Genomic DNA, 21,699 nt, shown 5'->3' with positions numbered 1-21,699 from the left:
AATGTGTATTGCTTATGGACGCCGGTCGGACTGACCGCGCATCAGATCTCCGGAATCCCAGAGGAGTTGTGCCATGAGCAAGCAGGTCGACGTCGTCGTCGCCGGAGGCGGGGGATTCATCGGTGGTCATCTCGTGGGCGACCTCCTTGCCCAGGGGCTGACCGTCCGATCGATCGACATCAAGCCCCGGCACGAGTGGTACCAGGTGCACCCGGACGCCGAGAACGTGGTCGACGACCTCTCGCTCCTGGAGAGCGCCCGCGCGGGCGTCCGCGGCGCCCGCCAGGTGTACATGCTCGCCGCCGACATGGGCGGCATGGGCTTCATCGAGAACAACAAGGCCGCGTGCATGCTGTCGGTGCTCACCAGCACCCACATGCTGCGGGCGGCCCACGAGGCCGGTGCGGAGCGCTACTTCTACTCCTCCTCCGCCTGCGTGTACGCCGCCGGCAAGCAGACCGACCCGAACGTCACCGCGCTCCGGGAGGAGGACGCCTACCCGGCGCAGCCCGAGGACGGCTACGGCTGGGAGAAGCTGTTCTCCGAGCGCATGTGCCGCCACTACGCGGAGGACTACGGGTTCGTCACACGTGTCGCCCGATACCACAACGTGTACGGCCCGCACGGCACCTGGACCGGCGGCCGGGAGAAGGCCCCAGCGGCGGTGTGCCGGAAGGTGGCCGAGGCGGTCCTCTCCGGTGACCACCGGATCGAGATCTGGGGCGACGGACAGCAGAGCCGTTCCTTCATGTACATCGACGACTGCCTGCACGGCAGCCAGATGATCATGCGCGGGGACAGTGGCGAGCCGGTCAACCTGGGCTCCTCGGAGCTGGTGACCATCAACCAGCTCGTCGACATCGTCGAGCGGATCGCGGGTGTGCGCTGCGAGCGCCGCCACCGGCTCGACGCCCCGCAGGGCGTGCGCGGCCGCAACTCCGACAACACGCTGATCCGCGAGATCCACGGCTGGGAGCCCTCGGTCGCCCTGGTCGACGGCCTCGAGCGGACGTACGCCTGGGTCTACGACCAGGTCAAGCGCGCCCACCAGTGATGTCGGACCGGGTACCAGGACAGGGAGAACCGATGCGGATCCTCGTCCACGACTACAGCGGCCACCCGTTCCAGGCCCAGTTGAGCCGGGAGCTGGCGCGCCGCGGTCACGACGTCGTCCACTCGACGTGCACGGCGTACGTCTCCGGCAAGGGCAACCTCGCCGGGGACACCCCGGGTCTGCGCTTCGCCACCATCGGGGACGGCACCGCGCTGAAGAAGGACGCCTATGTCCGCCGGCTCCGCCAGGAGACCCTGCTGGGCCTCGAACTGGCCCGGCAGGTACGGCGGGAGAAGCCCGATGTGGCGCTGCTGTCCAACCTGCCGATCCCGGTACTGGTGGTGGCGGCGGGCATGCTCCGGCGGCTGCGCATCCCGTGGGTGCTGTGGCACCAGGACGTGACCGCGGTGGCGCTCAAGAGCTTCGCCGCCGAAGGCGTCGCGCGGTCGATGGGGATCGCCGCCAAGGTCTTCGGGGCGGGCGAGAAGTGGTCCGCGCGACGGGCCGCGGCCGTGGTGGTGATCGCCGAGTCCTTCGTGCGGATCCACCGCGAGTGGGGCACCGCCGACAAGGTCACCGTCATCCCCAACTGGGCGCCGCTGGACGAGATCGTCCCGGTGGACCGGGCCAACGCCTGGTCCGCCGAGCAGGGTCTGAACGGTGTGCGGACGGTGCTGTACTCCGGCACCCTCGGCCTGAAGCACAACCCGGAGCTGCTGGTGCGGCTGGCCGAGCGGCTGCGGGAGGGCGGCAGCCCGGTGCGGCTGGTCGTCGTCAACGACGGCCCGGCGGTGCCGGTCCTGCGGAAGGCCGCGGCCGCCCGGGGCGTGGAGCTGACCCTGCTGCCGTTCCAGCCCTACGGGCGGCTGCCCGAGGTGCTGGGCACGGGCGATCTGCTCGTCGTGCTGCTGGGCGCGGACGCCGGGCAGTTCTCGGTCCCGTCGAAGACCCTGTCGTATCTGTGCGCCGGGCGCCCCGTGCTCGGCCTGATGCCCGCCGGCAATCTGGCCGCGCGGCTGCTGCGCCGGGCGGGGTCGGCGGTCTTCCCGCCCGAAGAGTCCGCGCTCGACGCCGCCGCCGCCTGGGCCCGCGGGATCCTGTCCGACCCGGCGCGCGCCGAGGCCCTGGGCAAGGAGAGCCGTGCCCTGGCCGAGCGGGAGTTCGCCCTGGAGGACTGCGCGTCCCGGTTCGAGGACATCCTGCGGTCGGTGAGTCTCCTCCCGACGCGCTGAACCGGGAGGACCCGGGGCCTCCCCGACGGGCGGTCCGGCCGCGTACGGCGGCCGGACCGCCCGCTGTCGTCATCCGCGTCCCGGCCGGTCCCGGTACAGCTCCTCCAGCCGGTCCACGACGGCACGGATGGAGAACACCTCGTCGATCGCGCGGCGCCCGGCACCGGCCAGCCGGGCGCGCAGGTCCGCGTCGGCGAGCAGCCGGCCCACCGCGTCCGCCAGCTCCTCGGGGCTGCCGTCGGTGACCAGGGCCGCCTGTCTGCGGGCCAGTTCGGCGGCGATCCCGCTGCTGTCCGTGCACACGACGGGAGTTCCCTCGGCCAGGGCCTCCAGGACCGTCATCGGGAACGGCTCCCGCACGCTCGGCAGGACGTACACGGCGGCCCGGCGGTAGGCCGCCAGCGCGGCGGAGTGCTCCAGCGCGCCGCCGTAGGAGACCACCTCGGTCAGCCCCCGGTCGGCGATCAGCCGCCGCACCTGGGACAGGGACCCCTCGTCCGCCCCGTACAGCGTGAAGCGGGCCTCGGTGTTCTCCTTGTGGACCAGCGCGGCCATCTCGACGAACGCCTCGGGGCGTTTGCGCGGGTGCAGCCGGGCCAGGAACATCACCTCGTGCCCGCCGCGCGCCCGGCCGCCCGCCTCTTCGGGGGCACAGCGCAGGCCGTTGGGCAGCGACACCAGCGGCGGGCCGTCCGGGCCCAGCACGGCGGCGAGTTCCCGGCGCTCGCGCTCGGTGAGCACGAGACAGCCGCGGGCCCGGCGCAGCAGGGGCACGAACGCCCGGTCGAAGAGCCGCGCGACCGTGCCGGTGCGGGGTTCGACCATGCCGTGCGTCTGGGTGACGAAGTCCTTGCCCCGCAGGCGGGCGACGGCGAGCCCGGCGAGGGAGACCAGGTCTCGGCCGGCGTGGAGGTGCACGACGTCCGCGCCTCCCACGGCCCGCCACAGGTCCCACAGCAGCAGCGGATTCATCAGCCCGAGGCAGCCCCGGCCGGGGACGATCCGCCGGGCCGGGCGGGAGAGGAAGCGGACGCCGCCGAGGCGCGTCGCGGCCGGTGACCTGCCGCGCCACAGCGACACCAGCGTCACGTCGTGCCCGCGCGCGGCGCACTCCTCGAGCTGGGCCAAAGCCACGCTCGTGGGACCGCCGAACGCCCCGTCGTCGCTGACCAGGGTGACCACATGGACGATCCTCATGCCGGGATCTCCTTCACGAACGGGGCGGACGAAGCGGCGGGGGCGGACGAGACGGAGGAGGCGGTCGACGCGGTCGACGCTGTCGAGCGGGACGTGCCGGCCGCACCGTTCGCCAGGACCGCGCCCGGCGCCAGGTCCTGGTGGGCGACGGCGCCGGCCCCCACCACCGCGCCCCGGCCGACCGTGACCCCGCGCAGCACGACCGCGCGGGCCGCGACCCAGCTGCCCGGCTCCAGCCGGACGGGGCCGTTGTCGAACTCGAAGGTGGCGGAACGACGGCGGTGGCTTCCGGTGCACAGCAACGCGCCCTGCGAGACACAGCAGTCGCTGCCGATGGTGACCGGTTCGAGGTTGAGGATCCAGGCGTCCTCGCCGATCCAGACGTCGTCGCCGATGTCCAGTTTCCAGGGCCAGTGGACCCGCACCCCGCGCCGGATCAGCACCCGCTGTCCGACGCGGGCGCCGAAGGCGCGCAACAGGGCGGGCCGCCAGCGCGCCGGGAACCACCACTTGACGAAGAGCAGATGGAGCGCGGCGAACCAGGCGGCCTGGATCAGCGGCGGGCGCCCCTTGTCGTATCCGGCACCGGTGAAACCGCGCAGGGACCGCGCCACGGCTGCGGGCTGGGCGGATGTGGTCTGTACCATGACGCGATCCTTCACGCCCCCGGGGACGCAGCGCCCCGGTTCACCGCGTGTTGGCGGCAGACGTGCCCGGATGGCGGACGCGCCCCGGACGGCGGGCGAGGAGCGGGGCTACGGGCGAGGCGCGGACCGGGGGACGGCACACGGACACGGGTGCGGCTCCCGGTTCCGAGGAGCCGCACCCGTGTCCGTGGTCAGCCCGTGTCCGTGGTCAGTAGGCGCCCTGGCCGTCCAGCACCGCGCGCAGGGTACGGGCCATCACGTTCATGTCCCCGGCCAGCGACCAGTTGTCGACGTAGCGCAGGTCGAGCGCGACGGTCTCGCGCCAGGACAGGTCCGAGCGTCCGCTGACCTGCCACAACCCGGTCAGGCCCGGTTTGATGCTGAGCCGGCGCATCTCGACGCCGTTGTACTTGACGACCTCCTCGGGCAGCGGGGGGCGCGGTCCGACGAGGGACATGTGGCCGAAGAGGATGTTGAACAGCTGGGGCAGCTCGTCCAGCGAGTAGCGACGCAGGATCCGGCCCACCGGGGTGACCCGGGGATCACGGCGCATCTTGAACATGTGCCCGTCGTTCTCGTTCTGCGCCTCCAGCCCGCACTTGAGCCGGTCCGCGTCGACCACCATGGTGCGGAACTTCCACATGGCGAACCGCTTCCCCTGCCGGCCGACCCGGGTCTGGCGGTAGAAGACGGGGCCTGGCGAGCCGAGCCGGACGGCGAGCGCCAGCAGGATCAGCAACGGCGACAGCAGCAGGATCAGGGACAGGGCGCCGGCCCGGTCGAGTGCGGACTTCGTCAGCGTGTGCATCCCGCGCTGCAACGGCGGCGCGATGTGCAGCAGGGTGAGACCGGCCGCCGAGGTCAGCCGCACCCGCCGGCGGGCCACGTCGGTGATGCCGGGCAGCACCATGAGCGAGCGGCCCCGGTCGTGCAGCGCCCAGGACAGCCGGCGCACCCGTTCCCCGGACATCTGCCGGCCGGGTGCCACGAAGACCAGGTCGGCCTGGACCTCTTCGGCGGCCGCGAGCACGGCCGTGGCGTCCGCCTCCGGCGCCTCGGGCGCCTCGCCGGGCAGCCGGACGTACTCCGGCACCCCGGAGCGCACCTCGCCCTCACCCACCAGGCAGGCGCCGACCACCACGTACTCGTGGTCGGTGCGCTGGGCGAGCTGCTCGACGACGGCGTCGACGGTCGGGGCCTCGCCGACGACCACCACGGGGCGCAGGGCGCGGGCGTTGCGGCGCGCGGCCAGAAGATGCCGGTGGATCGCCTTCTGGCAGATGCCGGTGAGGACGAGCGCCGGGATCAGGGCCGTGAACGCCTCGGCGGGCACGCTGTCCAGCCCGCACACCACCCGGAGCGTGGCCAGCGCGCCGACGAGGACCAGCCAGTCTCGTATCACGGCCCGCAGACCGCCTCCGTCACCCCAGGCCAGCGGGGTGTACCGCTTGCTGAACACCCCGATGAGGGGCCACAGCAGGGCCGAGGCGGCCGCCAGGCGCAGCGGGTGTGGCTCATGGACCTCGACAATGGCCGCCGCGACCGGCAGGCCCGCGGCGAGGACGTCCACGCACACGGCCGCGGGGCCGTACCAAGGCGCCCGTGTCTCCTCGCGCCGGACGGGAGGACGCGCCACGGGGATCGGCGCCTGTCGGGACATCGGGACTCTGAACAGCCGCATGGTCTCCTTCAAACCCCCAATCACGGATAGTGGGCGCGGCCGTACGGACCACCGATGCGTACAGCCACCCCCTTCACGTGATCCTTATATCATCGGATGGATACCAATATCGGACTTTTTACCCCCAAGCGTGCGTGGCTGGCACGAAGGGCCGAGCCACGGCGCACGAACGGGGAGGGCGTCGGCGCACGCATGGCGGCGCGGCGCGGCGTGGGGCACGGTGGAGTGACGCGTGACACACGTGACGCCGCCGTCGCGGCCGAGAGGAGCACCTGATGTCGAACCACACCTACCGGGTCACGGAGATCGTCGGCACCTCGCCGGAGGGCGTCGACGCGGCCGTCCGCAACGGCATCACCCGCGCCTCGCAGACCCTGCGCAACCTGGACTGGTTCGAGGTGACCCAGGTGCGCGGGCAGATCGAGGGCGGCGACATCGCCCACTGGCAGGTGGGACTGAAGGTGGGCTTCCGCCTGGAGGAGTCGGACTGACGACCCGAACGGACGGGGAAGACGCGAGCGGGAAGGGCCGAGCGGGACTACGTCCGCCCGTCCCGCTCCTGAGCGGTCCTCAGTTCGGCGGACGGGGCCGTCCAGCGCGCCCGGACCACCGTGAATCCGGCCTGTACGGCGTCGGCGCACACCAGTTCGTCGTCGTCCACCAGCACCCGCACCTCCCGGTCCCGGGCGAGCCGCCGCAGGATCTCCAGCTTGGTGCGCCGGGCGGGCCGGCGGTCGTGGTCGCGCCGCATGTACACCCGCCCCTCCGGCAGCCCGTGCGTGGCGAGCCACTCCCGGGTGTCCGCGCGGCAGCGCTCGGGCCGGCCGGTGAGGTAGACGACCTCGCACTCCTCGGCGCTCGCCACGGCCAGCGCGACACCTTCCGGGATCGGCGGGTCCTGCGGCGCGGCGGCGAAGAAGGCGTCCCAGTCGCGCGGCCTGCCCTCCAGGAAACGCTGCCGGTGGGCCGTGTCGGCCAGGGTGTTGTCCAGATCGAACACGGCGAGCGGCCGTCTGCTGCTGTCGGTCACACCGCCCACCCTAGACAGCCGGCCCCCCGGCAGCCACGACGGTCCCACTCCGCGCCAATTGCTAATGGGATCCATTTTCATATAGCGTCCTCGGAGCCCGTCCGCCCAGCTCACCGAGGAGGATCCCCATGGCCGTCCCCAAACGGAAGATGTCCCGCAGCAACACCCGGCACCGCCGCGCCCAGTGGAAGGCGAGCACGCCACGGCTGGTCCCGGTCACCGTCGACGGCGTCCGTCACCTCGTGCCGCAGCACCTGGTGAAGGCGTACGAACGCGGCCTGCTGCGCCCCGAGGGCTGACCGGGATGCCGTGGAGCGACCGGCTCGCGGCCCCCGTGCCCTGACTATCCTGAAGAGGGACGGTCCTGCTCGCGGCGAGCGAGAAGGGAGCCGCGTGTGACTGGGCGGACGGCCGGCCGGACGGCCACGGCCACGCAGACGGACACGGGGACGGGCGCGGACGCGCTGCGCCGGGCGCGGGACGCCGTGGCCCGGGAGGCGTGGGCCGACGCCCACCGTCTGCTGTCCGGCCTGGACCCCGCCCGGCTCACCCCCGACGACCACGCCGGCTTCGCGGACGCCGCCTGGTGGACCAGCCGGATCGAGGAGTCCGTCGTCCACCGCACCCACGCCTACTCCGGGTACGCGGCGGCGGGCGCCGCCCGCCGGGCCGGGCTCATGGCCTGGCTCCTCTTCTACGAGCACCAGCTGGCCGGACGCACCGCGGTGGCCGCCGGCTGGCTGCGCCGGGCCCGGCAGCACCTCGGCGGCGAGCCCGAGTGCGCCGAGCAGTGCTACCTGACGTGGATGGACGCGGAGGCGGCGCAGCGGCGCGGCGCGTTCGACGAGGCGATGGCCTGCGCCCGGCGGATGGCCGCCGTCGCCCGCCGCTGCGACAGCCCCGACCTGTACGCGATGAGCGTCCAGGCGCAGGCGTCCGTGCTGGTGGCGCGCGGCCGGATCGCCGAGGGGCTCGATCTGCTCGACGACGCGATGTGCGCGGCCGCCGCGGGCGAGCTCTCGTCCTTCTTCACCGGCTGGGTGTACTGCCTGGGCCTCCAGCAGTCCATGGCCTGCGTCGACCTGGAGCGCGCCGCCGAGTGGACCGACGCGGCGATGCGCTGGTGCGCGTCGATGCCCGCCGAGAACAACTTCCGCGGGCTGTGCCGGATCCACCGGGTGGAGGTGCTGGAGCTGCGCGGCGAGTGGGACCTGGCGCTCACCGAGGCCGTCCGCACCTGCGAGGAGCTGCTGCCGCACGAGGAGCGGGCGGCCGGCGAGGTGTTCTACCTGGTCGGGGACGTCCGGCGGCGGCGCGGTGAGCCGGCCGCGGCCGAGGAGGCCTACGGCACGGCGCACCGGCTGGGCCGTGATCCGCAGCCCGGTCTGGCGCTGCTGCGGCTGGCGCAGGGCAAGGCCGAGGCCTCGGCGGCGGCCCTCGCCCATCGGCACGACGGCGACGGCCGGCTGGAGCGGTGCCGGCTGCTCGCCGCCCGGGTGGAGGTGTCCCTGGCGCTCGGCCGGGTCGACGAGGCCCGGACGGCGGCCGGGGAGCTCGAGGCGCTGGCCCGGGAGTGGCGGCGGCTGTGCGGCTCGGCGACGACGCTGCCGCACGCGTGTGCCACGGCGGCGGCCGGCGCGGTGGCGTTCGCGGCCGGTGACCTCGACGCCGCGCAGACCGGGCTGCACCGGGCGCTGGCGCTCTGGCTGGAGCTGGGCGTGCCGTACGAGGCGGCGCAGGTACGGATGACGCTGGCCGCCGCCGACCGGGCCGCCGGTGACGAGGAGGGCGCCCGGCTGGAGCTGGAGGCCGCCCACCGCACCTTCGGCCAGCTGGGCGCCGTACCGGACGCTCGCCGGGCTGCGGCGCTGCTCACGGCGGGGCGCGGGCGGCGGCCGGGCGGGCTGACCGACCGCGAGGTCCAGGTGCTGCGGCTGGTGGCGGCGGGGTGCACGAACCGGGCCGTGGCGGCGGAGCTGACGATCAGCGAGCACACGGTCGCGAGGCACCTCAACAACATCTTCGCCAAGCTCGACGTGTCCTCGCGGGCGGCGGCGACCGCGTACGCCTGTACGCACGGGCTGGCCTGAGCGCCGTATGGGCCGTTCTGCCCATGCCCGGTCCGGCGCGGGATGGGCGATTCCGGCGATGAGCGCGCCACGCTCGCGGGCGTAGACCGGTGTCGTGACCCCTCCTCCACGTGCCCCTTCCTCCAGTGCCCCCTCCCCTACGTAACCTCCTCTACCGGAAGGCGGGTGGCGGCCATGACGACCTACACCCCGACCCTCGACCACCAGCTGTTGGAACGGCTGCGCGGGGCCCTGCGCGGCGACCTCGTCGAGCCCGGCGACCCGGAGTACGACGAGGCGCGCGCGGTCTACAACGCGATGATCGACCGCCGGCCGGCCCTCGTCGTGCGGGCGGTCGACGCGGGCGACGTGATCGCGACCGTGGACTTCGCCCGCGAGCAGGGGCTCCCGCTCGCCGTGCGCGGCGGCAGCCACAGCGTGCCCGGGTACGGCACCTGCGACGGCGGGGTCGTCCTCGATCTGGCGCTGATGCGCGGCATCCGGGTCGATCCCGGCGCCCGCCGGGCGTGGGTGGAGGGCGGCTGCACCTGGGCGGACGTCAACCACGCCACGCACGCCTTCGGCCTGGCCACCACCGGCGGGATCGTCTCCACCACCGGCGTGGGCGGTCTGACGACCGGCGGCGGCATGGGCCATCTGACCCGGCGCTGCGGCCTGGCCTGCGACAACCTGCTCTCGGTGGATCTGGTGACGGCCGACGGGGCCTTCGTGACCTGCACGGACGAACAGAACGCCGACCTGATGTGGGCGGTGCGCGGCGGGGGCGGGAACTTCGGCGTCGTCACCTCCTTCTCGTACCGGCTGCACCCGATCGCCGACATCCTCGGCGGGCCGACGTTCTTCCCGCTCGACGCGGACGTGCTGCGTCGCTACCGCGAGTTGGTCGCGGAGGGCGACGAACTGCTCGGGGCGGTGCTCGTCGTCGGGCTCGGCCCGCCGGTGCCCTTCCTGCCCGAGCGCTGGCACGGCCGGCCGGTGTGCGGGGTGGTGGGCTGCTGGAGCGGCCCGCGGGAGGAGGACGACCGGATCCGGGACCGGCTGGCGGCCCTCGGCCCGGTGGTGGGCCGGCATCTGGAGCGCATGCCCTACCCGGTGATCAACACCCTCTTCGACGACCTGGTCCCCGCCGGTCTCTTCCACTACTGGAAGGGCACCTTCACCCGGGGCCTGCCGGACGGCGCGATCGACGCGTTCGTGGAGTACGGCCCCACGACCCCGTCCGTGCAGAGCGTCACCGTCGTCTTCCCCGTCGACGGCGCCTGCCACCGCGTCGGCCCCGAGGACACCGCGTTCTCCTACCGGGACGCCGACTTCTCGATCGCGCTCAGCCCGACCCTCACCACCCGGGCGGACTGCGAGGCCCACAAGGACTGGGTGCGCGGCTTCCACCGGGCGCTCACGCCCCACGCCATGGAGGGCGGTTACGTGAACTTCATGGACGGCGACGACCAGGACCGGGTGCGGGCCAACTACCGCGCGAACTACGCCCGGCTCACGGAACTGAAGCGGCGTCACGATCCGGGGAACCTGTTCCGGCTGAACCACAACATCGTCCCCTGAGGAATCCCGCGGGCCGTGCGGTGTTGAACCCGGTATGAGTTCCGTGAGTTCCGTGAGTTCCGTGATCGCCTCGGCCCGCTTCTCCGTCCTCGACCGTTCCCGCGTCCGCGAGGGGCACACGGCCGCCCGGGCGCTGCGGGACACCGTGGCGCTGGCGCGGGAGGCGGAGCGGCTCGGCTACCACCGGTTCTGGGTCTCCGAGCACCACGGGGTGCCCGGGGTCGCCGGTTCGGCGCCCACCGTCCTCGCGGCCGCGGTGGCGGGCGCGACCCGCACCATCCGGGTCGGCACCGGCGGGGTGATGCTGCCCAACCACCGGCCGCTGGTGGTGGCCGAGCAGTTCGGCGTGCTGGAGTCCCTCTTCCCGGGCCGGATCGACATGGGCCTGGGCCGCTCGGTGGGCTTCACCGACGGCGTGCGCCGGGCGCTGGGCCGCGACAAGGACGACGCCGACGACTTCGCGGCCCACCTCGACGAGCTGCTCGGCTGGTTCCGGGGCACCTCCCCGACCCGGGTGCACGCGTATCCGGCGGAGGGGCTGAGCGTGCCGCCGTTCGTGCTGGCCATGGGCGAGGGCGCGGCGATCGCCGCCCGCGCGGGCCTGCCGATGGTCATCGGGGATCTGCGCGACCGGGACAGGATGCGCCGGGGTGTCGACACCTACCGCGCGGGGTTCCGGCCGTCGCCGTGGGCGAGCGAGCCGTACGTCGTCGTCTCGGGCACGGTCGCCGTGGCCGCGACCCCCGAGGCGGCCCGCCGGATCCTGCTCCCGGAGGCCTGGTCGATGGCCTCCTCGCGCACGCACGGCACCTTCCCGCCGCTGCCGCCCGCCGAGCGGGTCGAGGCGCTGGAGATGACCGCGAAGGAGCGCGGGTTCTACGAGTCCGGTCTGGCCGGCCAGCTCGCGGGGACCGAGGAGCAGGTGGCCGCGGAGCTGGAAATGCTGTTGAAGGACACCGGCGCGCAGGAGATCCTCGTCACGACCAGCACGTACGACCGTGTGGCGCTGCTGGACTCCTACCGGCGACTGGCCGGGATCGTGAACGGGGAGAAGCACACCGAGTGACCGCCGAAGAACTGCTGTCCGCCTGCCGGGACCAACTGCGCGCGCGGGTGCCCGAGGACCCCTTCCGGACGCCCTGCGGCACGGTCGTCGAGGAGGACGGACCGGTCGTCCGCGTGCACTGCGGCACGCACGCCGTCGTGCACCACGGGGACCTCACCGGCGTGAGCCTGCCGGACCTGGTGCACCGGCAGCAGGAGGTGTGCGCCGGGCGGGTCGAGCCGGTGGAGTGGAAGGTGTCCTCCGCCGACCCGCCCGGACTCGCCCGGGCGCTGGGCGCGGCGGGCTTCACGCCGGGCGCGGCCCGCTCCCTGCTCGTGGCCGAGGTCGCGGACGTACCGGCGCCGCGGGACGCCCGGGTGCGGCCCCGCCGGGCGGGCGGCTCGTCCGACGAACAGGCGGCGGTCCAGCGGCTCGCGGCGGCCGCCCCCGAGCAGCGCAGGCCGCTGACGGAGCTGATGGCGGACGGGGCGGTGTGGTCCACCGACGCCGCCATGGAGGTCCTGGTCCTGGACCGGCACGGGCGGGCCGTCGACACGGTCTGGATGGAGCGGGTCCCCGGCACGGAGTTCACCTCCGTCGGAGGCATCAGCGGGCCGCGCCCCGAGCTGCTGCACGCGGCGGCGGCGTGGGCCGCCCGGGGGCTGTGGGGGCGGCAGGGGTCCCGGTACCTGGTGGCCGAGGCGAGCGGGGACCTGGTGCCCGTCCATCTCGGGGCCGGCTTCCGGGAGGTCGCCGAGGTGACGACGTACCGCTGGGCGCCGACCGGTGAGCCGGCCCGGGAGCGTCCGGTGGGGTGGCTGCTGGGCCAGCCGGAGCACGACGAGATCTGGCGACGGTTCGAGCGGCGTTTCGAAGTGACGTACGAGACCGCCTACGACGGCATCGCCGAACCCCCGGGATCGGTCACCTGGCACATGGCCGCCGTCGACCACACCGTGCGCGACCCGCTGCTCGCCGAGGTGGAGGCCGTGGTCGCCCGCGGGCTGCGGGCCTGCGGGCGGCCCGGTGACCGGCTGTACCGGCTGAAGTGGTACATCAACGGCTCCCGCTGGGATCCCACCCGGGCGGGAGGCCCCGGGCAGCCACGGTGGCCGGGCTACGCGTATCTCGTGGACGAGAACGTCGTCCAGGTCTCCGGCGACCTGCGCATGGGTACCTACGGGAACTTCAAGGAGGAGTCCCTCTGCGTCTTCGGCGCGGACGTCGTCGCCGAGGTCGAGGAGGAACTCACCGCCCTCCTGGGGACGGTACTGCGGCGCGACGGCAGACCGGTGGGGAACGTGTGGAGCTTCGGCCCCTGACAGGACGCCTCCGGCAGGAACCCGTGACAGGAAACCCTGCCAGGACACCCCTGGCAGGACGCCCCGCTCCCGTGCCGGTCGGCCGGACGTGGCCTGCACCGCGCCCTGGAGGCCGGGGCGGGTTCCGGGCCCGGTTCCGGGTCCGGTTCGGAATCCGCCCGGGTGCTCGCCGGCGATCTGCTGTCCCGGATCGCGCCGGTCGTCGAGCTGGGCCTCGGCTATCTCGGGCTGGACCGCGCCACGCCGACCCTCTCGGCGGGCGAGCTCCAGCGGCTGCGCCTGGCGACCCAGCTGCGCTCCGGGCTGTTCGGCGTGGTGTACGTCCTCGACGAGCCGTCCGCGGGTCTGCACCCGGCGGACACGGAGGCCCTGCTGGAGCGCCTGCACGGCCTGGTCGACGCCGGGCACACCGTGGTCGTCGTCGAGCACGACATGGCGGTGGTGGCGGGCGCCGACTGGGTCCTGGACCTCGGCCCGGGCGGCGGCGACGCGGGCGGCAGGATCGTGGCCACGGGCACGCCGGGCGAGGTGGCGGCGGCACGGGACAGTGCCACGGCGCCGTATCTGGCACGGGCCCTGGGCGGTACGGCGCCGTAGACTCGCGACGGGACGCCGCCGGGCCCGTCCGGCCGCCGACGACGGGGAGTTCAGAGATGTCCGACACCGCCGCGGCGGACCGCCCCCTGCTCCTCATCGACGTCGACGGTCCGCTCAACCCCTACGCGGCCAAGCCCGAGCGGCGGCCCGAGGGGTACACCACCCACCGGATGCGGCCGCGCGGCTGGGACGACCCGTCTCTGAAGCCGCTGCGGGTCTGGCTCAACCCCGCACACGGGCCGGCCCTGCGAGCGCTGCCGTACGACCTGGTGTGGGCCACGACGTGGGCCGCCGACGCCAACACCTGGATCGCGCCGCGGATCGGGCTGCCGGAGCTGCCGTACATCGACTGGGACACCGGCGACGGCACGCCGCCGCCCGCGGGCACGTTCTGGAAGACCCGCCTCGTCGTGTCCTTGGCCGCCGGACGGCCGTTCGCCTGGATCGACGACGAGATCACCGACCGGGACCGGGAGTTCGTGGCCGCCCACCACCCCGGCCCGGCCCTCCTGCACCACGTCGACCCGCGCCGCGGCCTCCTTCCCCCCGACTTCACGCGGCTGGCCGCGTGGGCGGCCGGGCAGGCGACCGGCGGTCCTGGCCGCCCCTGAACCGGAGGCGGGGAGTCAGGCGGAGCGTGCCGCGTTGCGTTGTTCCCGCCACGACCGGTAGTGGTCCACCAGTGTCTCCTCGATCGGCCGGTAGGTGAGGCCGAGTTCCTCGACGCTGCGGTGGTTGTCGACCGGGAAGCGGATGCCGAGGTGGTTGCGGATGTAGTCCTGGGTGAGGCCGAACGCGGGGCCGAGGACGCGCACCGGCCAGTGCGGCAGGGCCGTGCGGGGCAGCCGCAGGTTGCGCGGGTGGTGCTTCAGCAGGGCCTCGGCCATCTGGTGGAAGGAGGTCATCTCCGCCGCCGCGACGATGTAGCGGCCGTGCGCCTCGGGGCGTTCCGCCGCCGCTATGTGGGCCTCCGCCACCTCCCGTACGTCGGCCGTGGTGAAGCTGAAGTCCGGGGCGCCGTAGAAGAAGTAGCCCTTGAACAGCTCGTCCAGGAGGAACAGGCTGCCCGAGGCGGAGACCGGGGTGAGCGAGGGGCCCAGGATCAGGCCGGGGTTGACGGAGACCATGTGCCAGCGGTCCTGCGCGGCCGCCGCCTCCCAGGCCGCCTGCTCGGCGACCGTCTTGGCGTAGTGGTACGGGTTGTTCTCCACCGTGCTGGTGGTGTTGACGTACGTCTCCGAGAGGGTACGGCCGTCCATGCGCTCGACGTCCGCGTAGTCGCCGAAGATCGCGCCCACCGTGGAGGTGAACACCAGCCGCTCGACGGTCTCCGTGCGGTCGATGCCCGCGACGACGTTGCGCGTGCCCCGCAGGGCCGGTTCCACGACGTCCCGGCGGCCGTCCTTGATCTTCTCGGGCATGAGGAAGGGCGAGGCCACGTGGAAGACCACCGAGCAGCCCTTCAGCGCCTCGTCGAAGGAGCCGTCCTTCAACAGGTCCGCCTCGAAGAGGTCGAGACGGCCGGGGTGGGCGTCCTGGAGGGCACGCAGGGGAGCGAGCTTCGCCGTGTTCGCCGTACCGCGTACGGTCGTGCGCACCCGGTACCCGCGCTCCAGGAGCCGCTGTACCAGGTGCGCGGCGACGAAGCCGCTGCCTCCCGTGACGAGAACCGTCCGGCCGGCCGGGCTGGTGTTCACGCGCGCTCCCCTCAGGTGGTCGGGATGCGCGCCATGATCCCATCCCGGGCGCCCGGCACCCCCCTGCTCGACGGGAATGCGTGCACCGGGCGACCGTGCTCGTGCGGCCCGGCCAGCACCCGCGCCCCGGCCGCCGCCGTGAGCGCCCTGCGGTCGGTGTGGCCGCCCGGCCCGATCACCGGCAGCACCTCGACCTCGGCGACCAGTCCGCGCGCCGAGGCCACCCGCCACAGGGACGCCGACAGGGAGTCGTCGCCGACGTACGCGGGTGCGGTGCTGGCCGCTCCCCGGCCGTCCCGGTAGCGGATGCGCACCGGCTGGACCGGGACGCCGGCGTCCAGCGCCGCCTGGAACACCGCCCGCCGGAAGTGGCCCTGGGCGCGGCCGCACCACGTGCTGCCCTCCGGGAACACCGCGACGGCCTGTCCGCCGCGCATCACCTCGGCGAGCCGGGCGACCGTGCCGGGCAGCGCGCGCAGCCGGTCCCGGTCGATGAACAGGACGCCGCCGCGCGCGGCCAGCGCGCCCGCCACCGGCCACGCCCGGATCTCGGCCTTGGCGAGCATCCGGGCCGGGCGGACACCGGCCAGCAGCGGGATATCCAGCCAGGAGATGTGGTTGGCCACCAGGAGCAGTCCGCCGGTGGCGGGCGCGGCCGTGCCGGTCACCCGGACCCGGACGCCCGCCGCCCGCACCACCGCCCGGCTCCACCGCCGTACCGCACCGGCCGGGATCCTCCGGCCGAGCGGGGACAGCACGACCCCGACGAGGACGAGCAGGACCACGGCCGTGAGCCGCAGGACGGCCCGCGGTACGGCGGTGAGGGAGGCGGTGGCCTGCACGCACGCCCGCGGGGTGCAGGGCGCGCCGGGCAGCCAGACGCTCATGAGGCCGGGACGAGGGAGAGGAAGTGGCGCAGGTAGCGCGCGTTGACCCGGCGCATCGACAGCAGCACGTACAGGTCGGCCACCCCGAAGTCGGGGTCGTGCGCGGGCTCCCCGCACACCCAGGCGCCGAGGCGCACATAGCCGCGCAGCAGGGCGGGCAGTTCGGTGCGGCCCTCGGGCGCCGGCACGGTGGGCACCCACGGGAGCAGGGCCCGTACGCGGTACTCCTCGGGGGCCAGGTGCTTGTCGCGCACCCGGTCCCAGGTGCCGGCCGCGAGGGAGCCGCCGTCGGCGAGCGGGATCGAGCAGCAGCCCGCGAGCCACTCGTGGCCGCGGTCCACCATGTAGCGGGCGATGCCGGCCCAGATCAGGCCGATGACGGCGCCGTCGCGGTGGTCGGGGTGCACACAGGAGCGGCCGACCTCGACCAGTCCCGGCCGGATCCCGTCGAGGCGTGACAGGTCGAACTCGCCCTCCGAGTAGAGTCGTCCGGCGACCGAGGCGCGCTCCGGCGGCAGCAGCCGGTAGGTGCCGACGACCTGTCCGGTCTCCGTGTCGCGGACCAGCAGGTGGTCGCAGTACGCGTCGAAGGGGTCGACGTCCAGGCCGGGCTGCGGGGAGGTCAGCAGGGCGCCCATCTCACCGGCGAACACGTCGTGCCGCAGTTTCTGCGCGGCCCGCACGTCGGCCTCGTCGCGGGCCAGGGTGACGGTGTAGCGGACGGGGGCCGTGGACTGCGGGGGACGGTCGAGGGTGGAAACGCCGGTCATGGCTCACTCCTGGGGACGGGCCACAGCGGGGACGGTGGCGCTCCCCCTGTTTCTCCCGACCCCGGTTGGCGTGTACGTGACCGGTGCCGAGAGAACGGATGTGGGAATGTTGAATGCCAGGGTCCGAGCCCCCGGAAAAGCCAGACGGGACCGGGGATGAGCACCACTCCCGGTCCCGCCCGTCCGCACTGTCGGCGAACGTTTTCCCTTGTATCCCGGGGTGGGCCTACCGCTTGGCCACCCGACGGGTCGCGCGCAGCCACTCCTTGTTCATGCTGGTGATGGACACGAGCGGAATCCCCTTCGGGCAGGCCGTCGCGCACTCCCCGGCGAGCGTGCACCCGCCGAACCCCTCGTCGTCCATCTGCGCGACCATGTCCAGCACGCGGGTCTCCCGCTCGGGCGCGCCCTGCGGCAGCACGTTCAGATGGTTGATCTTGGCGGAGGTGAACAGCATCGCCGCCCCGTTGGGGCAGGCCGCCACGCACGCCCCGCAGCCGATGCACTCCGCGTGCTCGAACGCGAGGTCGGCGTCCGGCTTGGGCACCGGGGTGGCATGGGCCTCCGGCGCGGCTCCGGTCGGCGCGGTGATGTACCCGCCGGCCTGGATGATCCGGTCGAACGCCGACCGGTCCACCACCAGGTCCTTGATCACCGGGAAGGCGGCGGCCCGCCACGGCTCGACGTCGATCGTGTCGCCGTCCTGGAAGGACCGCATGTGCAGCTGGCAGGTGGTGGTGCGCTCGGGGCCGTGCGCGTCACCGTTGATGACCAGGCTGCACGCCCCGCAGATGCCCTCGCGGCAGTCGTGGTCGAAGGCGACCGGGTCCTCGCCGCGCAGGATGAGTTCCTCGTTGAGGGTGTCGAGCATCTCCAGGAAGGACATGTCGGGCGAGATGCCGTCCACCTCGTACGTGGACATGGCGCCGTCGGCGTCGGCGGCGCGCTGCCGCCAGACGCGCAGGGTGAGCTTCATGCGTAGCTCCGCTGGGTGGGATGGACGTACTCGAAGACCAGGTCTTCCTTGTGCAGGGTGGGGGCCTCGCCGGTTCCGGTGAACTCCCAGGCGGCCGCGTACGAGAACTCCTCGTCGCGGCGGGCGGCCTCGCCGTCGGGGGTCTGGGACTCCTCGCGGAAGTGGCCGCCGCAGGACTCGGCGCGGTGCAGTGCGTCGAGGCACATCAGCTCGGCGAGTTCCAGGTAGTCGACGATCCGGTTGGCCTTCTCCAGCGACTGGTTGAACTCCTCGCCGGTGCCGGGGACCTTGATGCGGCGCCAGAACTCCTCGCGGATCTGCGGGATGCGTTCCAGGGCCTTGCGCAGGCCGGCGTCACTGCGGGCCATGCCGCAGAACTCCCACATCAGTTCGCCGACCTCGCGGTGGAAGGAGTCGGGGGTGCGGTCGCCGTCGACGGACAGCAGGAGGTTGAGCCGGTCCTGGGTCTCGGCCAGCACCTCCTGCACGACCGGGTGGTCGCCGGTCACCTCGCCCTGGTGGGGGTTGCGGGCGAGGTAGTCGTTGATGGTGGCCGGGAGCACGAAGTAGCCGTCGGCCAGGCCCTGCATCAGGGCGGAGGCGCCGAGCCGGTTGGCTCCGTGGTCGGAGAAGTTGGCCTCGCCGATCGCGAAGAGGCCGGGGACGGTGGTCTGGAGGTCGTAGTCGACCCACAGGCCGCCCATCGTGTAGTGCACGGCCGGGTAGATCCGCATCGGCACCTCGTACGGATCCTCGTCGGTGATCCGCTGGTACATGTCGAAGAGGTTGCCGTACTTGGCCTCGACGGCCCCCCGGCCCATGCGCGCGATGGCGTCCGCGAAGTCCAGGTAGACGCCCTGTCCGCCGGGGCCCACTCCCCTGCCCTCGTCGCAGACGTTCTTCGCGGCGCGGGAGGCGATGTCGCGCGGGACGAGATTGCCGAAGGACGGGTAGATGCGCTCCAGGTAGTAGTCGCGCTCGTCCTCGGGGATCCGGTTCGCGGGCCGGGTGTCGCCCTTGGCCTTCGGCACCCAGATCCGGCCGTCGTTGCGCAGCGATTCGCTCATCAGCGTGAGCTTGGACTGGTGGTCGCCGGTGCGCGGGATGCAGGTGGGGTGGATCTGGGTGAAGCAGGGGTTGGCGAAGTACGCGCCGCGCCGGTGCGCCCGCCAGACGGCGGTGGCGTTGGAGTTCATGGCGTTGGTCGACAGGTAGAAAACGTTTCCGTAGCCGCCGCTGGCGAGGACGACGGCGTCCGCGACGTACGTGTCGATCTTGCCGGTGATCAGGTCCCGCGCCACGATCCCGCGCGCCCGCCCGTCGATCACGATCAGGTCGAGCATCTCGGTGCGCGGGTGCATCTCCACGTTCCCGGCGGCGATCTGCCGGCTGAGGGCCTGGTAGGCGCCGAGCAGCAGCTGCTGGCCGGTCTGGCCGCGGGCGTAGAAGGTACGGGAGACCTGGACGCCGCCGAAGGAGCGGGTGTCGAGCAGACCGCCGTACTCGCGGGCGAAGGGCACGCCCTGCGCCACGCACTGGTCGATGATCTCGACGGAGATCTGCGCGAGCCGGTGCACGTTCGACTCCCGGGCGCGGAAGTCGCCGCCCTTGACGGTGTCGTAGAACAGCCGGTGCACGGAGTCGCCGTCGTTGCGGTAGTTCTTCGCCGCGTTGATGCCGCCCTGGGCGGCGATCGAGTGGGCGCGGCGCGGGGAGTCCTGGTAGCAGAACTGGACGACGTGGTAGCCCTGTTCGGCGAGCGTGGCGCCCGCGGAGCCGCCGGCGAGGCCGGTGCCGACGACGATCACCGTGTGCTTGCGCCGGTTGGCCGGGTTGACCAGCTTGGCCTCGAAGCGGCGCTTGTCCCAGCGCTCGCCGACCGGTCCGGAGGGGGCTTTGGCGTCGACGACCGGCTCACCGGTCGGGTAGTCCGCGTAATGGGTAGTCATGTTCAGCTCACCACTCCGGTCATGACGCCCACGGGTACGGCGATGAAGCCGGCCGTGAGCAGCAGTGCGAGGACGTTGGCCGTGGTCTTCAGGGCGCGGTCGCGGGTGCGGCTGCCGGCGCCGAGGGTCTGGGCGGCGCTCCAGAAGCCGTGCCGGATGTGCAGGCCGAGGGCGAGCATCGCGACGATGTAGACGAGGTTGCCGTACCAGGTGGAGAAGGTGTCCACCACGTTCTGGTACGGGTGGCCCTCCTGGAAGCCGCCGCTGTGCACGGTGCCGGTCGTGAGGTCCAGGACGTGCCAGACGATGAAGAGGCCGAGGATGATCCCGCCCCAGCGCATGGTGCGCGTGGCGTAGCTCGCCCGCGCCTTCCGGTGCACGTACTTGCTGGGCCGGGCCCTGATGTCGCGGCGGCTGAGCTGGTACGCGGAGGTGGCGTGGGCGACGACGGCGGCCACGAGGACGACGCGGATCAGCCACAGCGTCCACTCGTAGTGCATGAACGGTTCGCCGACCGTGCGCAGCCAGTGCGCGTAGTGGTTGAACTCGCCCGGCCCGAAGAAGATCTTCAGGTTTCCGATCATGTGGACGACCAGGTACAGCAGCATGATCAGGCCGCTGACGGCCATCACCGTCTTCTTGCCGACGGAGGAGTTCCACACGGTGCGCGCCATCGACGGCCGTCGGTCCGTCCGCGTTGCCAGAGCCATGCCCCAGACGCTAGGGCCGTTCGACCCCATCGGTCCAAGACATGGAACGGCTCGTTTCCATAGCCTGTGCCTATCATGGCTGGATGCAGTTCCAGCAGCTCCAGTACTTCGTGGCGGTCGCCGAGACCCGGCACTTCACCCGGGCCGCCGAACTGGTGCATGTCGCGCAGCCCTCGCTGTCGCAGCAGATCCGGGCGCTGGAACGGGAGTTGGGCGCTGATCTCTTCCAGCGGGCGCGCGGCAACATCACGCTGACCGACGCCGGGGAGGCGCTGCTGCCGCTGGCCCGGCGGATCCTCGCGGACACCGAGACCGCGCGCTACGAGGTGCAGGAACTGGTGCAGCTGCGCAGCGGCCGGGTACGGCTGGGCGCGACCCCGAGTCTGTGCACGGGCCTGCTGCCGGACGTGCTGCGCGCCTTCCACGACCGCTACCCGGGCATCCGGCTGCTGATCGAGGAGGGCGGCTCGCACGACCTGGTCCGGGAGCTGGCCCGAGGCGCCCTCGACCTGGCCCTGATCGTGCTGCCCCTGCCAACGCCGTCCCCGGCGCTGACGACGGTGGAACTGCTGCGGGAGGACCTGGTCGTGGTGTCCTCCCCGGAGGCGCCCCGGCCGGGCGAGGGACGGCGCACCGTCCGCATCGCCGATCTGGAGGGCGAGCGCCTGGTGATGTTCCGGCACGGCTACGACCTGCGGGAACTGACCGTGGCCGCGTGCCGGGCGGAGGGGTTCGAGCCGGACTTCGCGGTGGAGGGCGGGGAGATGGACGCGGTGCTGGGCTTCGTACGGGCGGGCCTCGGCATGGCGGTCGTCCCGCGCATGGTGGCGGCCCGCTCGGGCCGGGGTCTGCGCGTCACCCCGCTCGCCCGCCCCGGCCTGCACCGCACGATCGCCCTCGCCCACCGCAGCGACGTGGCTCCGCCCCGGGCCGCCCGGGAGTTGCAGCGGATGCTGCTGGAGAGGTGACCGGCCGGATTCCGGCCGCCGCCTCGAGCTCCGTCGGCGCCGGCTGTCCCCGCGACGGCATCGTCTGCCACCCGGTCCCGGACGCCCCACCCTCGGTCCTGGCCGTCGCCCGGCTCCGGCGGTCCCGCTCGACGTCCGCGGCGGCGCTGGTGCGCGCCGCCTTGGCCGTGGCGGGCGACCTGGACCCGCACGCGGCGGGCTGACCCGAGGCGCGCCGGGCGGACCCCGCACACGCTACGGAGATCCGCCCGCGGCAAGGCCCACGGGGGGAGGCGTCCTCGGCGTCC

21 protein-coding genes and 1 pseudogene are annotated in these 21,699 nt (G+C 73.3%); 12 read left to right on the top strand and 10 right to left on the bottom strand.

Annotated elements, in window-relative coordinates; translation table 11 throughout:
- The first annotated feature begins 73 nt into the window (after positions 1–73).
- Both ACZ6D7_RS36775 and ACZ6D7_RS36770 read left to right on the top strand, forming a co-directional pair.
- On the top strand, positions 74–1,054 hold the full coding sequence (locus ACZ6D7_RS36775; protein ID WP_469500477.1) for an NAD-dependent epimerase/dehydratase family protein: 981 nt from the start codon (positions 74–76) through the stop codon (positions 1,052–1,054).
- Positions 1,055–1,086: 32 nt separating this feature from the next.
- Complete coding sequence (locus ACZ6D7_RS36770) at positions 1,087–2,286, top strand: glycosyltransferase family 4 protein (protein ID WP_469500475.1); 1,200 nt, start codon at positions 1,087–1,089, stop codon at positions 2,284–2,286.
- Between the two features lie 69 nt (positions 2,287–2,355).
- On the opposite strand, the gene ACZ6D7_RS36765 is transcribed toward ACZ6D7_RS36770, so the two are convergent.
- The 3 genes from ACZ6D7_RS36765 to ACZ6D7_RS36755 all read right to left on the bottom strand — a co-directional run bounded on the left by ACZ6D7_RS36765 (position 2,356) and on the right by ACZ6D7_RS36755 (position 5,811).
- Complete coding sequence (locus ACZ6D7_RS36765) at positions 2,356–3,483, bottom strand: glycosyltransferase (protein ID WP_469500473.1); 1,128 nt, start codon at positions 3,481–3,483, stop codon at positions 2,356–2,358.
- Positions 3,480–4,130 carry an LbetaH domain-containing protein gene (locus ACZ6D7_RS36760; RefSeq protein ID WP_469500472.1) on the bottom strand — a complete coding sequence of 217 codons (651 nt, stop codon included), beginning with the start codon at positions 4,128–4,130 and terminating at the stop codon, positions 3,480–3,482. The genes ACZ6D7_RS36765 and ACZ6D7_RS36760 overlap by 4 nt, the downstream gene beginning before the upstream one ends.
- 208 nt (positions 4,131–4,338) lie before the next feature.
- Positions 4,339–5,811, bottom strand: coding sequence for a sugar transferase (locus ACZ6D7_RS36755; RefSeq protein ID WP_469500470.1), 1,473 nt, complete (start codon positions 5,809–5,811; stop codon positions 4,339–4,341).
- A 275-nt stretch (positions 5,812–6,086) separates the two neighbouring features.
- Here ACZ6D7_RS36755 and ACZ6D7_RS36750 point away from each other — a divergent pair, with 275 nt between their 5' ends.
- A complete protein-coding gene (locus ACZ6D7_RS36750) occupies positions 6,087–6,302 on the top strand; it encodes a dodecin (RefSeq protein WP_469500468.1) in 216 nt (71 codons plus the stop codon).
- A gap of 47 nt (positions 6,303–6,349) precedes the next feature.
- On the opposite strand, the gene ACZ6D7_RS36745 is transcribed toward ACZ6D7_RS36750, so the two are convergent.
- A complete protein-coding gene (locus tag ACZ6D7_RS36745; protein WP_469500467.1) occupies positions 6,350–6,841 on the bottom strand; it encodes a phosphatase domain-containing protein in 492 nt (163 codons plus the stop codon).
- A 128-nt stretch (positions 6,842–6,969) separates the two neighbouring features.
- Between ACZ6D7_RS36745 and rpmF the strand changes: the two genes are divergently transcribed.
- The 7 genes and pseudogenes from rpmF to ACZ6D7_RS36710 all read left to right on the top strand — a co-directional run bounded on the left by rpmF (position 6,970) and on the right by ACZ6D7_RS36710 (position 14,066).
- Positions 6,970–7,140, top strand: a complete 171-nt coding sequence (rpmF, locus tag ACZ6D7_RS36740; protein WP_469500465.1) for a 50S ribosomal protein L32 — start codon at positions 6,970–6,972, stop codon at positions 7,138–7,140.
- A gap of 96 nt (positions 7,141–7,236) precedes the next feature.
- Positions 7,237–8,931, top strand: a complete 1,695-nt coding sequence (locus ACZ6D7_RS36735; RefSeq protein WP_469500462.1) for a LuxR C-terminal-related transcriptional regulator — start codon at positions 7,237–7,239, stop codon at positions 8,929–8,931.
- A gap of 174 nt (positions 8,932–9,105) precedes the next feature.
- The gene (locus ACZ6D7_RS36730; RefSeq protein WP_469500461.1) at positions 9,106–10,491 is read left to right on the top strand and encodes an FAD-binding oxidoreductase; all 1,386 of its coding nucleotides are present in this window, start codon (positions 9,106–9,108) and stop codon (positions 10,489–10,491) included.
- Positions 10,492–10,543: 52 nt separating this feature from the next.
- Entirely contained in the window at positions 10,544–11,557 is a 1,014-nt protein-coding gene (locus ACZ6D7_RS36725) for an LLM class flavin-dependent oxidoreductase (protein WP_469500459.1), read from the top strand.
- Positions 11,554–12,858, top strand: a complete 1,305-nt coding sequence (locus tag ACZ6D7_RS36720; protein ID WP_469500457.1) for a DUF2716 domain-containing protein — start codon at positions 11,554–11,556, stop codon at positions 12,856–12,858. The genes ACZ6D7_RS36725 and ACZ6D7_RS36720 overlap by 4 nt, the downstream gene beginning before the upstream one ends.
- A 138-nt stretch (positions 12,859–12,996) precedes the next feature.
- Positions 12,997–13,425 (top strand): annotated as a pseudogene (locus ACZ6D7_RS36715) (ABC transporter); the annotation flags it as partial.
- Positions 13,426–13,511: 86 nt separating this feature from the next.
- A complete protein-coding gene (locus ACZ6D7_RS36710) occupies positions 13,512–14,066 on the top strand; it encodes an HAD domain-containing protein (RefSeq protein ID WP_469500454.1) in 555 nt (184 codons plus the stop codon).
- A 15-nt stretch (positions 14,067–14,081) separates the two neighbouring features.
- Here ACZ6D7_RS36710 and ACZ6D7_RS36705 read toward each other — a convergent pair whose 3' ends face one another.
- The 6 genes from ACZ6D7_RS36705 to ACZ6D7_RS36680 all read right to left on the bottom strand — a co-directional run bounded on the left by ACZ6D7_RS36705 (position 14,082) and on the right by ACZ6D7_RS36680 (position 20,408).
- The gene (locus ACZ6D7_RS36705) at positions 14,082–15,152 is read right to left on the bottom strand and encodes an NAD-dependent epimerase/dehydratase family protein (RefSeq protein WP_469500452.1); all 1,071 of its coding nucleotides are present in this window, start codon (positions 15,150–15,152) and stop codon (positions 14,082–14,084) included.
- Positions 15,153–15,163: 11 nt separating this feature from the next.
- Positions 15,164–16,039, bottom strand: coding sequence for a lysophospholipid acyltransferase family protein (locus ACZ6D7_RS36700; RefSeq protein ID WP_469500451.1), 876 nt, complete (start codon positions 16,037–16,039; stop codon positions 15,164–15,166).
- Positions 16,036–16,809, bottom strand: coding sequence for a GNAT family N-acetyltransferase (locus tag ACZ6D7_RS36695; RefSeq protein WP_469500449.1), 774 nt, complete (start codon positions 16,807–16,809; stop codon positions 16,036–16,038). Before ACZ6D7_RS36695 ends, ACZ6D7_RS36700 begins: the two co-directional genes overlap by 4 nt.
- 226 nt (positions 16,810–17,035) lie before the next feature.
- Positions 17,036–17,785: a succinate dehydrogenase/fumarate reductase iron-sulfur subunit gene (locus ACZ6D7_RS36690; RefSeq protein ID WP_469500448.1), complete on the bottom strand. Its 750-nt coding sequence runs from the start codon at positions 17,783–17,785 to the stop codon at positions 17,036–17,038.
- Positions 17,782–19,734 (bottom strand): fumarate reductase/succinate dehydrogenase flavoprotein subunit, encoded by a 1,953-nt coding sequence (locus ACZ6D7_RS36685; RefSeq protein ID WP_469500445.1) that lies wholly within the window; start codon positions 19,732–19,734, stop codon positions 17,782–17,784. Before ACZ6D7_RS36685 ends, ACZ6D7_RS36690 begins: the two co-directional genes overlap by 4 nt.
- Positions 19,735–19,736: 2 nt before the next feature.
- The gene (locus tag ACZ6D7_RS36680; protein ID WP_469500547.1) at positions 19,737–20,408 is read right to left on the bottom strand and encodes a succinate dehydrogenase; all 672 of its coding nucleotides are present in this window, start codon (positions 20,406–20,408) and stop codon (positions 19,737–19,739) included.
- Positions 20,409–20,527: 119 nt separating this feature from the next.
- On the opposite strand from ACZ6D7_RS36680, the gene ACZ6D7_RS36675 reads away from it, so the two are divergent.
- Together ACZ6D7_RS36675 and ACZ6D7_RS36670 are read left to right on the top strand one after the other, a co-directional pair.
- Positions 20,528–21,412 carry a LysR family transcriptional regulator gene (locus tag ACZ6D7_RS36675; protein ID WP_469500443.1) on the top strand — a complete coding sequence of 295 codons (885 nt, stop codon included), beginning with the start codon at positions 20,528–20,530 and terminating at the stop codon, positions 21,410–21,412.
- Positions 21,409–21,615, top strand: a complete 207-nt coding sequence (locus ACZ6D7_RS36670) for a hypothetical protein (RefSeq protein WP_469500439.1) — start codon at positions 21,409–21,411, stop codon at positions 21,613–21,615. The genes ACZ6D7_RS36675 and ACZ6D7_RS36670 overlap by 4 nt, the downstream gene beginning before the upstream one ends.
- Positions 21,616–21,699 lie beyond the last annotated feature (84 nt).

Source organism: Streptomyces sp. NPDC041784 (assembly GCF_055591025.1).
This window is presented reverse-complemented; position numbering and strand designations above follow the sequence as displayed.

What these genes read in the sequence shown, in the direction of transcription:
- ACZ6D7_RS36775 (WP_469500477.1), top strand. Translation starts at nt 74, where the DNA reads ATGAGCAAGCAGGTCGACGTCGTCGTCGCCGGAGGCGGGGGATTCATC.
- ACZ6D7_RS36710 (WP_469500454.1), top strand. Translation starts at nt 13,512, where the DNA reads ATGTCCGACACCGCCGCGGCGGACCGCCCCCTGCTCCTCATCGACGTC.
- ACZ6D7_RS36700 (WP_469500451.1), bottom strand. Translation starts at nt 16,039, where the DNA reads ATGAGCGTCTGGCTGCCCGGCGCGCCCTGCACCCCGCGGGCGTGCGTG.
- ACZ6D7_RS36760 (WP_469500472.1), bottom strand. Translation starts at nt 4,130, where the DNA reads ATGGTACAGACCACATCCGCCCAGCCCGCAGCCGTGGCGCGGTCCCTG.
- ACZ6D7_RS36695 (WP_469500449.1), bottom strand. Translation starts at nt 16,809, where the DNA reads ATGACCGGCGTTTCCACCCTCGACCGTCCCCCGCAGTCCACGGCCCCC.
- ACZ6D7_RS36685 (WP_469500445.1), bottom strand. Translation starts at nt 19,734, where the DNA reads ATGACTACCCATTACGCGGACTACCCGACCGGTGAGCCGGTCGTCGAC.
- ACZ6D7_RS36680 (WP_469500547.1), bottom strand. Translation starts at nt 20,408, where the DNA reads ATGGCGCGCACCGTGTGGAACTCCTCCGTCGGCAAGAAGACGGTGATG.
- ACZ6D7_RS36730 (WP_469500461.1), top strand. Translation starts at nt 9,106, where the DNA reads ATGACGACCTACACCCCGACCCTCGACCACCAGCTGTTGGAACGGCTG.
- ACZ6D7_RS36675 (WP_469500443.1), top strand. Translation starts at nt 20,528, where the DNA reads ATGCAGTTCCAGCAGCTCCAGTACTTCGTGGCGGTCGCCGAGACCCGG.
- ACZ6D7_RS36770 (WP_469500475.1), top strand. Translation starts at nt 1,087, where the DNA reads ATGCGGATCCTCGTCCACGACTACAGCGGCCACCCGTTCCAGGCCCAG.
- rpmF (WP_469500465.1), top strand. Translation starts at nt 6,970, where the DNA reads ATGGCCGTCCCCAAACGGAAGATGTCCCGCAGCAACACCCGGCACCGC.
- ACZ6D7_RS36765 (WP_469500473.1), bottom strand. Translation starts at nt 3,483, where the DNA reads ATGAGGATCGTCCATGTGGTCACCCTGGTCAGCGACGACGGGGCGTTC.
- ACZ6D7_RS36750 (WP_469500468.1), top strand. Translation starts at nt 6,087, where the DNA reads ATGTCGAACCACACCTACCGGGTCACGGAGATCGTCGGCACCTCGCCG.
- ACZ6D7_RS36690 (WP_469500448.1), bottom strand. Translation starts at nt 17,785, where the DNA reads ATGAAGCTCACCCTGCGCGTCTGGCGGCAGCGCGCCGCCGACGCCGAC.
- ACZ6D7_RS36755 (WP_469500470.1), bottom strand. Translation starts at nt 5,811, where the DNA reads ATGCGGCTGTTCAGAGTCCCGATGTCCCGACAGGCGCCGATCCCCGTG.